The sequence below is a fragment of the Actinomadura sp. GTD37 genome (assembly GCF_041951365.1).
Lineage (GTDB): Bacteria > Actinomycetota > Actinomycetes > Streptosporangiales > Streptosporangiaceae > Spirillospora.
The window spans coordinates 114,081-129,187 of the sequence record NZ_JBGNUS010000009.1 but is presented as its reverse complement, the minus strand read 5'-3'; the positions used below and the strand labels follow the sequence as shown (position 1 = coordinate 129,187).

The window sequence follows — 15,107 nt, the reverse complement described above, 5'->3', positions numbered from 1 at the left end:
AATGCTCTACCCGTTCCTGTACGCGGGCGGGTCGGGGCTGGACACCCTCCTGGAGGACGTCCGGCGCTCGACGATCGACAAGGCGAACGACATCGTCCGGCTGCGGGACGCCGTCCTGGAGCAGTACGCGGAGGACCTCGCGGCGTGCGCCGCGCGGATGGCGGACGCGTTCCGCGCCGGGGGGCGGCTGTTCACGTTCGGCAACGGCGGCAGCTCGACGGACGCGCAGGACATCGCCGCGCTGTTCCTCAACCCGGGGGACGGGCACGGCCGGCCGCTGCCCGCGCTGGCGCTCGCCAACGACGCCGCCGTCGTCACCGCGCTGTCGAACGACATCGGGTTCGAGGTGGTGTTCGCCCGGCAGCTCGCCGCGTTCGGGCGCCCGGGGGACATCGCGCTGGCGCTGTCGACGAGCGGCAACTCCGACAACCTGATCGCCGCGCTGCGGGAGGCGGCGCGGCGCGGGATGACGGTGGTCGGGCTCGCCGGGTACACCGGCGGGCGGATGGCGGAGACGCCCGGCCTGCACCACCTGTTCGTCGTGCCGTCGTCGTCCGTGCACCGGATCCAGGAGGCGCAGACGACGATCTACCACGCGCTGTGGGAGCTGACGCAGTCGGAACTGGCGCGGGGGGCCGGCTGATGTGCCTGGCGATACCGGGCGAGATCGTGGAGATCATGCCGGACCGTCCGATCGCGACGGTCGACGTCACCGGCGTCCGCCGGGCCGTGAACATCGGCCTGCTGGACGGGGAGCGGCTCGCGGCGGGCGACTGGGTCCTCATCCATGTCGGCTTCGCCATGTCCAGGATCGACGAGGCGGAGGCGCGGGCCACGCTGCGGCTGCTCCAGGAGATCGGCGACGCCTACGACGACGAGATCGACGCACTGCGGGAATCGGGGATCGACTGATGCGCTTCGTCGACGAGTACCGGGACGCGGAGCGGGCGCGGGCGCTGGCGGCGTCGATCGCGTCCCTGTGCGAGCCGGGCCGGCACTACAAGTTCATGGAGGTGTGCGGGGGCCACACGCACACGATCTACAAGCACGGCGTCGAGGACTACCTGCCGGAGAGCGTCTCGCTCGTGCACGGGCCGGGCTGCCCGGTGTGCGTCATCCCGATGGGCCGGGTGGACGACGCCGTCCACATCGCGTCCCGGCCGGACGTGATCCTGGCGACGTTCGGCGACATGATGCGCGTCCCCGGGGGCGGCGGCTCGTTCTTCGACGCGAAGGCGGCCGGCGCCGACATCCGGATGGTGTACTCGCCGCTGGACGCCCTGAAGATCGCCGAGCGGAACCCGTCGCGGCGGGTGGTGTTCATGGGGATCGGGTTCGAGACGACCGCGCCGTCCACCGCGATGACGGTGCTGCGGGCGGCGGCGGCCGGGGTCGGGAACTTCTCGGTGTTCTGCAACCACGTGACGATCCTCCCGGCGATCAAGGCGATCCTGGACTCGCCCGACCTGCGGCTGGACGGCTTCCTCGGCCCCGGCCACGTGTCGACGGTCATCGGCTGCCGGCCGTACTCGTTCATCACGGGCGACTACGGCAAGCCGCTGGTCGTCGCCGGTTTCGAGCCGCTCGACCTGCTCCAGTCCGTGCACATGCTGCTGGCCCAGCTCGCCTCGGGCCGCTCGGAGGTCGAGAACCAGTACGGCCGGGTCGTCCCCTGGGAGGGGAATCCCAAGGCGCTGGACGCCATCGCCCGGACGATGGAGGTGCGCCCCTATTTCGAATGGCGCGGGCTCGGTTTCATCTCGCATTCCGCGCTCCGCCTGCGGGACGAGTACGCGGCCTTCGACGCCGAGCGGATCTTCGACATTCCGGGCGGACGGGTCGCGGACCCGAAGGCGTGCCAATGCGGCGAGGTGCTCAAGGGCGTCCTGAAACCGTGGGAATGCAAGGTCTTCGGCACCGCCTGCACCCCGGAGACGCCGATCGGCACCTGCATGGTGTCGTCCGAAGGGGCCTGCGCCGCGTACTACAACTTCGGCAGGTTCACGCGGGAGCGGGTCAAGGAGGCCACACGATGACCATCCGGGAAGAGCAGGTGCTCGAACGCATCTCGCGGGCGCGGGAGCGCAAGGCCCGCCTGCGCGAGGACGCCGTCACCCTGGCGCACGGCTCCGGCGGAAAGGCCACCCGTACGCTGATCGAGGCGGTCTTCCGGGAGGCGTTCGGCAACCCGCTCCTCGACCGCCTGGACGACTCGGCGCGATTCACGGTGAACGGCGCCCACCTCGCCTTCACGACCGATTCCTATGTCGTCTCGCCCTTGTTCTTCCCCGGCGGGGACATCGGTGATCTGGCCGTCAACGGAACGGTCAACGACCTCGCCGTCTCGGGCGCGACGCCGCTGCACCTTTCCGCCGGCTTCATTCTCGAAGAAGGCTTCCCGGTCGACGACCTGCGCCGCATCACCGAATCGATGCGGTGCGCGGCCGACGCCGCCGGCGTGGACATCGTCACCGGCGACACCAAGGTCGTCGAGCGCGGGAAGGCGGACGGCTGCTACATCAACACCGCCGGCCTGGGCGTCGTCCATTCCCCGCCGGCCGGCGATATCCGTCCCGGTGACGCCGTTCTCGTCACGGGACCGATCGGCGAGCACGGCGTCACCGTCATGCTGGCGCGCGGCGAACTCGACATCGAGGCGGACGTCGTCTCCGACACCGCGCCGCTGAACTGCCTGCTCGCCGACCTGACGTGCCGCTGCCCGGACGCCGTCCGCCGCATGCGCGACGCGACCCGGGGCGGCGTGGCGACCGTCCTCAACGAACTCGCGACCGACGCCGGAATGGCCGTGGTGGTGGAGGAGGACGCGATTCCCGTCCGTCCCGAGGTCCGGGGGGCGTGCGAAATCCTCGGCATAGACCCGCTGTACGTCGCGTGCGAGGGCCGGGCCGTCGTCGTGGTCTCGTCCGAGGCGTCCGAAACGGCGCTCGCGTCTCTGCGCGCTCACCCGCTGGGCGCGGAATCCGCGATCATCGGCCGCGTGAAGGACGACCCGCCCGGCACCGTCCTGCTGAAGACGACCTTCGGCGGAACCCGGATAGTCGACCTCCTGGTGGGCGATCCTCTGCCCCGGATCTGCTGACGGCGCATGCGGAATCCGAGTTCGCCGAGGAATTCGAGCCTCCGGCCTGGCGAGGGTCAAGGTTCTCCCCGCGAATGGTCATGTTCTCGCCTTCCGGGATCGCTTTCCGTCTCGATGGGCACCACACCGTCGCGCTCAGGCGCAGAACCTTGGGGGACACACCAATGAGCGATCTCATCGCCATCGCCTACCCGGATGTCGACCGTGCCATCGAAGTGCGCGACCGGCTCATCGACATGCAACGCCAGAACGTCATCCAGCTCGCGGACGCCGCCGTCGTCGAGAAGCGCCCCGACGGCAAGATCAAGCTGCACCAGATCCACAACACCACCGGACGGGGCGCCGCCTGGGGCACCGTCTGGGGCGGCCTCCTCGGCATGATCTTCTTCGCCCCGCTCGTCGGCATGGCCGTCGGCGCCGCCGCCGGCGCGGCGGGCGGCTCGATGAGCGACGTCGGCGTGGACGACTCGTTCATGCGCGAACTCGGCGCGAAGCTCCAGCCCGGCGGCGCCGCCCTCTTCCTCCTGGTCACGCGGGTGACCCCCGACAAGGTCATCCCGCAGATCACCCCGTACGGCGGCGAGATCCTCCAGACCTCGCTCAGCGAGGACGCCGAGAAGCACCTCCGCGAGGCGATCGAGGCCGACGCCCGCGTCCACGCCACCACCTGACCGTCCGCCGAAAGCAGAAGGCGCGCCCGGGGCCCCGGGCGCGCCTTTCGCCGTCACGACCCCGGACCACGAGGGTGAATGCGATGTGAAGCAGGAATGAAGCGGCCCCCGGTTAGCGTCTGCGCCATCTGATCATCGTCATGCAGGGGGAAATCGGCATGAGAACCAAAGTGCGCACGCTGCTCGCCACGACCGCGGCCACGGTGGGCGTCGCCGCGGCGACGCTGGCCGGGCCCACCGCCAACGCCGCCGACGCCGCGCAGACGCGCCCGGCCGGCGGCCCCTGGCTCGGATGCCCGTACGGGGCGGTGTGCATCTACACCGACGCCACGTTCTCCCGCATCACGCAGACCTTCTGGTCGTACGGGCCGCACAACCTCGTCAACCAGTACGGGCGCAGGCCCGTGGTCAACAACCAGTACGGGGGCGCCAAGGTGACGCTGTGCTACGGCTACAACGGCACCAGGTGCGACTCGACCTGGACCATCCCGCCGGTCGAGGGCACGCCCTGCGCCACCTGCTACGCCCTCCCGGACCTGACGCCCGTCAACTCCATGGTCCTGAGCCGTCCCTGAGCCTTCACGGCCCGACCCGGCTGAGGTCGTCGGGCGGTTCCGGTCAGCGGGGGCGGAGGGTTTTCTCGATCGCGGCGAGTTTGTCGGCCAGGTGCAGGAGGGCGCCTACTGAGGGGTCGTCCGTGTTGCCCGCGAGGGTTTTGGAGCGTTGGTAGGACGCCTTGATGTCCGTCCAGCGGTCGGCTTCGGGCGGGGTGAGGGCGCCTCGGAGTTCGGACAGTTTCAGGAGGTTGGCCTCGGCATCGGAAGTCAGGGTCTGGGACTCGGCCCGGTAGTGGTCGTCTATCGCCGCCTCCAGCTCGGTCGCGTTCATGACCGGGAGGACGCGTTCGGCGAGTTTGTTCATGTCGCGGTAGGAGCCCTGGAGGCGGAACGGCGGTTCGGTGCGGGACGCGTCGTCCTGGGCGGCGGAGGCTATGTAGGCGCGGTTGACCGCCAGGACGACTTGCTGGACGTGGCTCAGTTTCCCCAGGACGGAGAGGATCTCGTCCAGTTCCGCCTGGGAGTAGGGGTGCGAGAGCCGGTCCGGGCGGACGCTCCGGTCGCCCGAGGCCAGCCGGACGAGCAACTCCACGTCGGCGCGGTCGCGGGTCGTGAGGGGCGCGAGGACGGGGTTCGAGGTGAGGGCGTTCTCGATGTAGCTGAGTGCGAAAATGTCGTCCTTGCCGGACAGGACGTCGCCCAGGTTCCACACGTCGGCGCGGTTCGCGAGCATGTCGGGAATGCGGAAACGCCGGCCCGATTCGGTGTACGGGTTGCCGGCCATGCAGACGGCGAAACGCTTGCCGCGCAGGTCGTAGGTGCGAGGGGAGCCGTCCTTCACCCCCTCGATGCGGCGCTGGGCGTCGCAGAGCGGGATGAACTTCTGGAGCAGTTCGGGCGAGGTGTGCTGGATGTCGTCCACGTAGAGCAGGACGTTGTCGCCCAAGTCGAGCGCGAAATTGATCTTCTCGACCTCGCGGGCCGCGGTGGCGTTCGGGGCCTGGGCGGGGTCGAGGGACGTGACGTCGTGGCCGAGGGCCGGGCCGTCCACCCTCACCAGTGCCAGGCCGAGGCGGTCGGCGACGTATTCCATGAGCGTCGTCTTGCCGTAGCCGGGCGGGGAGATGAGCAGGAGCAGGCCCATCTGGTCGGTGCGCTTGCCGGACCCGGTGGCGCCCAGCTGCTTCGCGAGGTTGTCGCCGATGAGCGGCAGGTAGACCTCGTCGACGAGGCGGTTGCGGACGAACGCGCTCATCGTGCGGGGCTTGAGGTCGGCCAGCCCGAGCCTCTTCTCCTCGGACGCGATCAGGTCGTTGCGGGTCTTCTGGTACGCGCGGAACGCCGGGACGCGCTCGGTGCGGAACCGGTGGGTGCGCGCCAGCGACTCGTCCAGGCGCAGGTCGAGGCGGCGGTCGGTGAGGCGCGGGTGGTGCCCGAGCAGGTCTTCGACGGTGGCCGTGAGCGCGGCGGGGGAGTCGTAGCGGGTGGCCGCGCACAGGAGCGTCGCCACGGCCTCGGGGATGTCGGCCGGGTCGCCGTCCGCGCCCGTGCCGAGGTAGGAGGCGAGCCATGCCTCGGCGAGCTGGTGGCGGGCGGCGAGAGTTCCGGCGCCGCGCAGGTCGTCGTCCAGGGACGCGTCGCCGAGCGCCTGCGCGAAGCCCTTCAGGAGGGTGCGGGCGCCCTGGCTCGTCACGAAGCCGTCCGGTGCGCTCGCCAGCTCCTCGATGAGGTACTCGGCGGTGAGCGGGTCGGGCGCGGGCAGGGCGTCGCGGCCGGTGAACCCGGCGATGGCGGACGTGAGTTCGGTGGTCAGCGCGGTCAGGGCGTCGGCGCGTCCGAACGCCCGGCGGGCGCGGACGAGGGAGCGGGCCCGGGTGGACCACGTGGCGCGCTCGGTCTCGTCCGGGCCGTGCGTCCAGAAGAGCTGCGCGGTGGCTCGGGCGGGCCCCGGGTAGCGGAGCAGGCCCGCGTCGGCGCGCAGCCGCAGCAGGGTCTCCAGGATGCGGGCCGCGTCGTGGTCGTGGACGCCCCGCTCGTAGCCCTCGTCGTAGCGGTCGGCGGCCACGTCGCGGACGAGGCCGAGCAGGCGCCCGCCGGCCGCCGCCCCGAACAGGTCGTCCAGAGGCGACGAGGCCAGGATGGACGTCGCCAGGTACTCGGCCCGGTACGTTTCGGCGGTCTCCGAGACGAGGGTCTGGTTCCACAGGGGCCGGGTCGCGGCGAAGCCGGCGTCCTGGACGGGCGCCCGGTAGTCGGTCCCCGTGATCGCGAACGCGACCGTGTCGCGGTGCGGGACGAGGGTCAGCTCGATCGGACGGGTGTTGACCGCGAACCGGTGCCGGCCCAGCCGGATCGTCGCGCCGTCGTCCCCGTACAGGTCGAGGCGGTCGCGCAGCGCGCGGCCCGCCTCCTGCCGGGCCGCCTTGACGCGTCCTTCCAGCTCCTCCGCCCGGACGCCGTCGTCCAGGCCGCGCAGCTCGCCGGCGATCGACCGGAGCCGCGCCACCATCGCGTCGGTCGCGAAGTAGGTGTTGACGTCGTCCGGTGAGGCGAGGGCGGCGGCGCGGCGGCGGACGCCCGCGAGGATCCGGTCGGCCGACTCGGTGAGCCGGTCGGTGCGGCGGGCGCGCTCGTCCAGCAGGGTCTGCTTGCGGGACGAGAACGCCTCGTAGACCTCGGTCCGCTTGGTCTCCAGCTCGCCGAGGAACTCGTCCAGCTCGGCGAACCGCGCCTGGAGGGTCTCCAGGCGGAGCAGCAGGCGGCCCAGCTGCTCGTCGCAGTCCTCGGGCGTGGCGGCGCTCGCCAGGGCGCCGGCGATCGACTGGTCCAGCAGGGCGAGTTCGGCGGCGAACGCGGCGCGGCCCTCGCGTCCGAGCAGGTCGCGGCGCCGGTTGCCGAGGACGGCGCGGGCCCGGTTGAGGCCGCCGAGCACCTCGCCGACGCGCTCCAGGATCGCGGTCCGCGCGGTCGCGTCGGTGATGTCGAGGTCGCCGACGACCTCGGTGACGACCTCCAGTCCCTCGTTCTGCGCGGCGAGGAGGTCGGCGAGGGGCGCGGCGTCGGCGGCGGTCCCGATGGCGCCGGCCGCCTCGGTGATGCGCTCGACCTCGGCGTGGTACCCGGTGAAGGCGTCCGCGCCCTGGAGGAACTCGACCGCGCCCTGGCCCGCGTCCCGCAACTCGGCCCGGACGGTCTCGGCAAGCTCGTCCAGCCGGGACGCGTCGGTGTAGCGCATGTTCCGCAGTGTTTCCAGCCGGCCCTGGACGCGGCGGAAAGAGGCCAGCCGCGACACCCAGCCGTCGGCCGTGGACGGCGGCTCGGCCCGCGCCCGGCGGGTCAGCGCGGCGATGTCGTCCGCCGCCGCGGAAACAGCGGAAACGGCCTGCTCGGTGAGCGCCTGGACCTTCTCGAACTCGTCCAGCACCTGGCCCGCCGTCGCGCGGACGTCCGCGAGCGGCGCCGTCACCGCGCCGAGGTCCTCGTCCGCGAGCCAGTGGTACAGGTCGGCGGCGCGCGTGCAGGCGGGGATCAGCGCCTCGAACACCCGGGCGGACGGCGACATCTCGTCCACCATCCGGGTGATCGCCAGGCATTCGGAGATGCCGCGCACGAGTTCGGCGTTCCCGACCCGCTCCAGCGGCCCGGCGCCGACCGGCTGCGCGGCGGCGTGCGCGTCCGAGACGTACGGGGTCGCCCAGATCTGCATCGGGTGGACGCGGGCCGGTTCGGCGGAGAGCGCCCGCATCACGACGAGCGTCCCGTCCTCGAACAGCGAGTACCCGTGGCAGGCGACCGGTGTCGCGACCCGCTTGCGGATGACGTTGTACGGCAGCAGCAGCGACCGGCCGTCCTCCCGCGAGTGGAAGACGTAGAGGACGTCCTCCCCGTTGGGGGAGCGGATCATCCGCTCGTACTCCAGCCCCGCCACGTCGGTGTCGAACGTCTTCGCGGCGCCGGTGTCGAGGTGGTAGCCGCCCGGGAAGACGATCCCGTGGTCGTCCGGCAGCCTCCGGCACGCCTGCTCGATGCCGTCGAGCCGCGTGACCTCCTTCGTGCGGACGTTGAACACGAGGTGCCGCCACGCCTGCTCGTTGTACGGGCGGATCCGCAGCAGGATCAGCGCCCCGACCCGCGCGTGCAGGACGTCGGCGTCCGCCAGGGACTGCAACGGCTCGTCCACCGGCTCCGCGTAGATCCCCTCGCCGGTGCCGGTGTCGTCCTCGATCTTGACGGTGAGGGTGCCGCCGATCGTCTCGACGAACACCTCGCCCTCGATCGAGATGTGCGGGTGCCGCCCGAGGACGTGGTCGTCCCGCGTGGTCTCGACCCAGTCGACGTCGTGCGCCGGCGGGAACGCGTGGTCGCGTTCGCCCTGGTTGTCCTCGTAGGCGACGCCGCCGTCCGGGGCCGTCCGCCACCGCAGCACGCGCAGGTCCGACAGGCGCGGGCCGGTCTGGAAGACGGCGAGCAGCCGCCCGTCCACCAGCCGCAGCTGGAGGAGCCGCGCCTGCCGGTAGTACCGGTACATGTCGGCGAAGTCCCGCAGGAAGCGCGGATCGTCGAGCAGCCCCGGCACCGCCTCCGGACCGGCCGCGGTGAACGCGACGCCGTCCTCGCCCCGCGTGAACCGGTGCAGCGCGAACACGTCGCCGACCGCCGTCTCCGGCTTCAGCCCGAGGGACACGTTGTAGCCGAACAGCATCACGTCGCCGACCGCGACGACGTCGCGCGGCACGCAGTTGTGCGCCGTCCGGATCCGCTCCGTCCCGGCCAGCCGCATCTCGGCGCCGCCGAAGACCTCCAGCCGCCGGGCGTTCAGCGCCTCCGCCCGCCGCGCCAGCTCGGCCGCGTGCTCGGCGAGCCGCGCCCGCAGCACCTCGTACGTCCCGCGGTCGAGTTCCGCCCGTCCGGCCTCGCCCGCGGCGGCCTCCCCGACGACCTCGTTCACCGGTCTCTCCCGTCTGCCTCGCGCCCGTGCATGTCTGTCATCGCTGTTTCGCCACCGGCCCCCGGCCGACCCGCCACCCGTGCGGACGCGGTGCGCCGCATCAAGCGCACAGTCGGCGTCGCGGCCCGGCGCGGGGCGGCCGTGCGGCCGCGCGGCGCCGTGGCCGGTGGAGGGCGGGGTGCGGCGAGTCGCCGGGCCGGCGGCCCCCGGCGCGACGACCCGCCGCAGGTCTTTGATCAGTTCGCGGTCACTGCGGTTCCGTTGATCTCGGACAAGGGGGCGTCGGCGACGCCGAGGCGGCGGGCGGTGTCCAGGAGGTCCTGGAGGCCGGCCGAGTCCGGGCCGCCGGACTTGATCAGGCGGAGCAGCAGCGCCGAGAGGGTCAGGTCGCGGACGCCGGCGGCGTCGACCGAGCCGAGCAGCCGGGACACGTCGTCGGCGAACGACGCCGAACCGTCCAGCCACGGGCCGGCGAGCGACCGCGCGACCTCGGAGTTCTGGACGAAGCCGTCCACGCTCTTGCCGAGCGCGATCGAGCCGACCAGCCGGTCGAAGAAGACGGAGTCGCCGCCGACGATGCTGATGTCGGCCTTCTCCAGGCCGGTGGCGAGGACGGTGGCCTGCGCCTCGGCGACCTGCCGCTGGACCTCGATGCCCGCCAGCCGGACGTCCTTCTCCGCCTCCAGGCGCAGCCGGTACTCCTCGTGCCGGCGGGACGCCTCGTCCAGCGCGGCCATCGCGCCGGCCTTCTCGGTGAGGCCCTCCGCCTCGGCGCGCAGGCCCTCCCGGACGCGGGCGGCCTCCGCCATCGCCATCTCCCGCGCGACCAGCGCCTCGGCGCGGCCGACCTTCTCGATGGCCGCGGCGTCGCGCTCGCGGACCTGGACCTCGGCGAGCCCGGCGGCGGCGGCCTCGGCGCGCTGCCCCTCGGCCAGCCGGATCTTGGCCTGCGCGTCCATCTCGGCGGCCTCCTGGCGGGCCTGCGCCATCGTCAGCTCCTCGCGGGCGCGGTGCAGCGCGGCCGCCTCGGCCGCCTCGGCGGCCTTGATGTCCTTGACGAGGTTCTCCTGCGCCTCGGCCTCCGCGTGGATGATCACCGACTGGCGGGCGCGCTCGGCCTCCTCGACCGCGCGGAGCCGCTTGATGCCCTCCTCCTGCTCGGCGACCGTCCGCTCGACGGCGATCCGCTCCCGGACGACGTTCGCGATCTCCCGCTTCTCGGCCTCGACCTCCTTGTCGGCCGCGATCCGGGTCAGCTCGGTCTCCCGCTCGCGGGCGATCACTTCGAGGAGGCGGTCCTTCTCGATGCGCTCGCTCTCGATCGCGAGGACGCGCTCCTTGTTCTTCGCGGCGACCGACACCTCGCGGTCCTTGTTCTCGTGCTGGACGCCGAGCTGCTCGTCGGTGCGGACGTGCGCGCTCTGCGCGCGCAGCCGCTCCTCGGCCTTGACCCGCTCGACCTCCGCCTGCTCGCGGGCCCGGACGGTCTCGATCTCGCGCTCCTGGCGCAGCTCGGCGTCGGCCTGCCGGCGCTCCAGCTCCAGGATCGCCTCGCGCGCCTCCACGTCCTGGCGGGCGATCTCCTTCTCCTCGTTGCGGGTGAACTCGTTGGTGCGGACGTGCTCGATCGCGGTCAGCTCGGTGATCTTCCGGATGCCCTGGGCGTCCAGGATGTTCGTCCTGTCCAGGGAGTGCAGCGACGTCTGCTCCAGGTAGTCGATCGCCGCGTCCTCCAGGCTGTAGCCGTTCAGGTCCGTGCCGATGACCTGGATGATGTGGTCGCGGAACTCGTTGCGGCGGGTGTAGAGGTCGGCGAAGTCCAGGTGCTTGCCGACGGTCTTCAGCGCCTCGGAGAACTTGGCCGCGAACAGCTCCTGCAGCGTGTCCTGGCTGCTGGCGCGCTCGGTGCCGATCGCCTGCGCGACCTTCACGACGTCCTCGGCGGTCTTGTTCACGCGCACGAAGAACGTGATGCGGATGTCGGCGCGGATGTTGTCCTTGCAGATCAGCCCGTCCCGGCCGGTCCGCTCGATCTCGATCGTCTTGACCGAGATGTCCATCAGCTCGGCCTTGTGCAGCACCGGCAGGACGATCGCGCCGGTGAAGGTGACGTCCACCTTCTTGAGCTTGGAGATGATCAGTGCGCGGCCCTGGTCGACCTTGCGGAACAACCGGGTCACCATCAGCATGAGGCCGAGGGCGATGAGCAGGGCGAGCGCGAGGAGCACGCCGGCTCCGATCGTGATGGTGTCCATCGATATCCCTGTCTGCTGGGGGATGAGGTCGGCGGGGGTAAGCGGGGGTCAGCGGGCCGGACGGTCGTGCGCGGCCAGGTCGGACGCCGTGTCGTGCCGCATGACCCAGAAGAACTGGCCGTCCGGATCGAAATCGAAGATCAGCGCGGTGCTGCCGGCGGTGAGGCCGGTGCCCTCCGCCGCGCCCGCGACGGCCACGTCCGCGGCGGGCTGCCGGACCTGGACGATCGCGGACGACCCGTCGGGCGCGGTGACCTCGGCCTGGCCGAAGTCCGGGCCGACCCGTCCGGTGCGGATGACGCACGGCAGCCCGACGAAGTCGCGCAGCGACGCCGCGACCGGGCTCTGGAAGACGCGGCGCAGCGGCCGGATCGCGAGACGCGTGCCGAGCCACGCCGCCGCCAGGGCCGCCGCCAGGTACAGGATCCGCGGGAGGCCGCCGTCCGGCAGCGCCGTCGCGGTCAGGCTGCCGAACCACGCGAGCGTCAGCAGGACGGAGAGGGCGACGGTGACGGGGACGCCGCCGAGGCCGAGCATCGCGAGCGGCTCGGCGGCGGGGCCGTCCGCACCGTCTCCGCCGTCGGCGTCCCCGGCGCCGGTACCGGCCCCCGTGTCGGCATCGGTACCGGCGCCGAGGAGGTCGACGCCGAGGCCGCCGAGCAGGACGAGCGTCCAGTACGCGGCGACCACGAGGAGGGAGAAACTGAACAGAGCGGTGGGGAAACCGAGCGCGGCGTCGAAGAATTCGCCCATGAGAAATGCACGCTTCCGCATCGAGACGTCATTGACCGTCCGGGCGGCCGAGGACGGCGTCCCGGTAATGAAGAATGGATTCGCTGAACGAGCGGTGGGGTCGTGCTCAGCTATCTGGGAAGGCGTGCGCCCAGGTGATGTGGCTCAGGTCGTAGGGCCTGGCGTCACACGGGCGGGTTCGGCGCGGCGGAGCCTGCGCAATGAGAAAGTGCCGGGGAGTCATCATAGCCCTCCTGATCGGAGACATATCCTGTCCCGCCGACCAGACTTCCCGGCACACCGATAGTTACTTTAGCTTATTTTCTGCCCATGGGGAAGGCTCATACCTTGCGGGCGGCCCGTCGCGGGCCGCTGACCTCGCCATTCACCGCCGGGCGGTGATCTCCCGGAGCGCGACCGGATGTTCAGCTCGCGTTGAGCTTCGCTGGAGCTTGGGCTCAGGAGGCGCGGGTACGTTCGCCCCCCATGACCAGGGAGTCCTGCCGGCCGATCTTCGTTCTCGGCTGCCCGCGATCCGGGACGACGCTGCTCCAGCAGATGCTGCACTCGCATCGGCGCATCGCGTTCCCGTCCGAGACGCGGTTCGTGCACGTCGCCTACGCGAACCGGCACGGTTTCGGCGACCTCGGGCGGGCGGAGAACCGGCGGGCGCTCGCCGAATGGATCACCGGCGGCGAGGACACCAAGTTCGCCGTCCTCGGCCTGGACGCCGACGCCGTGGTGGAGGAGATCGTCCAGGCGCCGCCGACGCTCGGGTCGGCGCTCGCGGCCGTCTTCCGCTGCTACGCGCGGCGGCACGGCAAGCCGCGCTGGGGCGACAAGCGGCCGAGCTACTTCCGGCGGGTGCCGATGCTCCAGCGGATGTTCCCGGACGCGCAGTTCGTCCATCTCGTCCGCGACGGGCGCGACGCGGTCAGCTCGCTGACGCGGATGCCCTGGTTCACGGGGGACATCCACGCCGCCGCGCTGACCTGGCGGGAGGCGGTGGACGCCGGGCGCCGCCTCGGGGCCCGCCTCGGCCCGGACGCGTTCTACGAGTTCCGCTACGAGGACCTCGTCGCCGAGCCGGCGGACGCGCTGGTGAAGCTGTGCGCGTTCCTCGGCGAGGAGTACGACGCCGAGATGACCGGGGCCTACCGGCATGCCCGCCGGACGGTGCCGGCCGAGCGCCGGTGGCATCTGCGCACCCACGAGGCGCCGAACACGCGGCGGGTCGGGGCGTGGCGGGAGCGCATGGCGGACTGGGAGGCGGACCTGGTCGAGCACGTCCTCGCCGACCGGCTCCGCCACCACGGCTACGAGCTGACCGGCGTGCCGCGCCCGTCCGCCGCGCGTGTCGCGAAGTTCCAGCGGCTCGCGGCGCACCGCTGGAGGGCCCGGCACCTGACCGCCGTGCAGGAGCGGCTCGCGGAGGCGCGCGAGCCCAATCCCGTCGCCTCCCGGCTGACCGGGCCGGTCGTCGCTGACCGGAGGGCCTGAGGACTAACACGATGGGGACAGGTGACTCTGTCTCTGGGGCAAGGCGTCCGCGACCCGGCCGCGGTGGGGGTGTCCGGGTGGTTGTCCGAAACTCTCATGGAACGTGCCCGGCCGGCCGCGCCCGGCCGCCGGTCCGCCGCCGCGCGGGCGCCGGGGAACGGTGCAGGTGGCGTGCCGTGGTGCGCCGCGCGGGGGAGAAGCGGACCGCTGGGACGGACGGGGACGGCGTTGTTCGATCTTGATCGGCTGGGCCCCTTATCGGAAGGGGTTACCCGGCAGTAACAACGCGCCGTTTTTACCGCTCGGCTGACTTAATTTACGAAACAGAGACATGGCCGTGTCCGATCGTTCACACAGCGATATGAGACACGTCATGCTTTTGGTTGTATCTTGCGTGTTGCTCGTCACCCGATGGCTATCGCGAATGTTTTGACGATCCTCTGACATAAGGAGGAGTGTGGTGACCAGACCGGAAACTATTTCCCATGCCGAGCTGCAATCGTGGCTTCTTGACAGGATCGCCTTCTACCTCGACAGGCCCGCCGAAAACATCGATCCGTCGGTCGAACTCGCCCGCTACGGGGTGGACTCGGTCTACGCGATCAGCATCATCAGCGACATCGAGGACCATCTCCAGGTCGAGGTCGACGTGGCCGAGGCCCGGCGCCGGGAGACGGTGACCGCCCTCACCGACTACCTGCTCGAACTCGTCGCGTGATGGGCGGCCGGCCCGAGGACGGGCCCGTGATGGTGGTCCTCGGCGACAGCGTGGCCGAGGGGCAGGACGACCCGGACCCCGCTGGCGGATGGCTCGGCTGGGCCGGGCGAGTGGGCGCTCACCTGGGCATTCCCCGTGAGCTCAGGCTGAACGTCTCCGATCCGGGCGCGACGATCGAGGACGTCGTCCGCGACCAGCTGCCGGCCGTCCGGCGGCTGCGGCCGGCCCTGGTGGTGCTCGGCTGCGGCATGAACGACGCGCTGCGCGGCTTCGAGCGGGCGGCCGCGGCGCGGCGGCTGGACGAGCTGTTCGGCTGGGCCCGCGAGCGCGGCGCGGTGGCCGTGGCGATCCCGGTGCCGCGCCCCCCGCTGCTGGACCTCTCCCCGATCTCCCAGTTCCGCAAGAAACGGACCGTCCAGCGCATTCATGAGTTCAACGAGGAGCTCGACCGCGCCGCCCGCGACTTCGGAATGGCGTTCCCCGAACGGGACACGGTCGCGAAAGTCGCTGACCCCGCGATGTGGAGTTCCGACGGAATCCACCTGAACCCGGACGGGCACGCATATGTCGCGGAGGTGATCGCCCAGATAGCGGGAAACCTGCTCGGAGAGCGGGTGAGCTGAGCC

Annotated in this window: 12 protein-coding genes; 9 read left to right on the top strand and 3 right to left on the bottom strand. The window is 71.6% G+C overall.

The annotated features are described in order from the left end of the window. The first annotated feature begins 1 nt into the window (after position 1). The 6 genes from ACA511_RS34225 (at position 2) to ACA511_RS34200 (ending at position 4,346) form a co-directional block, all read left to right on the top strand. Positions 2–643 carry an SIS domain-containing protein gene (locus ACA511_RS34225; RefSeq protein ID WP_375028968.1) on the top strand — a complete coding sequence of 214 codons (642 nt, stop codon included), beginning with the start codon at positions 2–4 and terminating at the stop codon, positions 641–643. Then, complete coding sequence (locus ACA511_RS34220) at positions 643–912, top strand: HypC/HybG/HupF family hydrogenase formation chaperone (protein WP_375028842.1); 270 nt, start codon at positions 643–645, stop codon at positions 910–912. Before ACA511_RS34225 ends, ACA511_RS34220 begins: the two co-directional genes overlap by 1 nt. Then, positions 912–2,036, top strand: coding sequence for a hydrogenase formation protein HypD (gene hypD / locus ACA511_RS34215; RefSeq protein ID WP_375028841.1), 1,125 nt, complete (start codon positions 912–914; stop codon positions 2,034–2,036). Before ACA511_RS34220 ends, hypD begins: the two co-directional genes overlap by 1 nt. Further along, on the top strand, positions 2,033–3,100 hold the full coding sequence (gene hypE / locus ACA511_RS34210; protein ID WP_375028840.1) for a hydrogenase expression/formation protein HypE: 1,068 nt from the start codon (positions 2,033–2,035) through the stop codon (positions 3,098–3,100). The genes hypD and hypE overlap by 4 nt, the downstream gene beginning before the upstream one ends. Positions 3,101–3,264: 164 nt before the next feature. Further along, positions 3,265–3,771 (top strand): DUF1269 domain-containing protein, encoded by a 507-nt coding sequence (locus tag ACA511_RS34205; RefSeq protein ID WP_375028839.1) that lies wholly within the window; start codon positions 3,265–3,267, stop codon positions 3,769–3,771. A gap of 158 nt (positions 3,772–3,929) precedes the next feature. Continuing rightward, positions 3,930–4,346: a hypothetical protein gene (locus ACA511_RS34200; protein WP_375028838.1), complete on the top strand. Its 417-nt coding sequence runs from the start codon at positions 3,930–3,932 to the stop codon at positions 4,344–4,346. Between the two features lie 43 nt (positions 4,347–4,389). Here ACA511_RS34200 and ACA511_RS34195 read toward each other — a convergent pair whose 3' ends face one another. The 3 genes from ACA511_RS34195 to ACA511_RS34185 form a co-directional block, all read right to left on the bottom strand. After that, complete coding sequence (locus ACA511_RS34195) at positions 4,390–9,276, bottom strand: DNA repair ATPase (RefSeq protein WP_375028837.1); 4,887 nt, start codon at positions 9,274–9,276, stop codon at positions 4,390–4,392. A gap of 236 nt (positions 9,277–9,512) precedes the next feature. Then, entirely contained in the window at positions 9,513–11,531 is a 2,019-nt protein-coding gene (locus tag ACA511_RS34190; RefSeq protein ID WP_375028836.1) for an SPFH domain-containing protein, read from the bottom strand. Between the two features lie 48 nt (positions 11,532–11,579). Then, positions 11,580–12,305 carry a hypothetical protein gene (locus ACA511_RS34185; protein WP_375028835.1) on the bottom strand — a complete coding sequence of 242 codons (726 nt, stop codon included), beginning with the start codon at positions 12,303–12,305 and terminating at the stop codon, positions 11,580–11,582. Positions 12,306–12,749: 444 nt separating this feature from the next. On the opposite strand from ACA511_RS34185, the gene ACA511_RS34180 reads away from it, so the two are divergent. From ACA511_RS34180 to ACA511_RS34170, 3 genes are all read left to right on the top strand, one after another. Next, entirely contained in the window at positions 12,750–13,763 is a 1,014-nt protein-coding gene (locus tag ACA511_RS34180) for a sulfotransferase (RefSeq protein ID WP_375028834.1), read from the top strand. Positions 13,764–14,223: 460 nt separating this feature from the next. Beyond that, the gene (locus tag ACA511_RS34175) at positions 14,224–14,481 is read left to right on the top strand and encodes an acyl carrier protein (RefSeq protein ID WP_375028833.1); all 258 of its coding nucleotides are present in this window, start codon (positions 14,224–14,226) and stop codon (positions 14,479–14,481) included. 29 nt (positions 14,482–14,510) lie between these two features. After that, the gene (locus ACA511_RS34170; protein ID WP_375028967.1) at positions 14,511–15,104 is read left to right on the top strand and encodes an SGNH/GDSL hydrolase family protein; all 594 of its coding nucleotides are present in this window, start codon (positions 14,511–14,513) and stop codon (positions 15,102–15,104) included. The last annotated feature ends 3 nt before the right edge of the window (positions 15,105–15,107 follow it).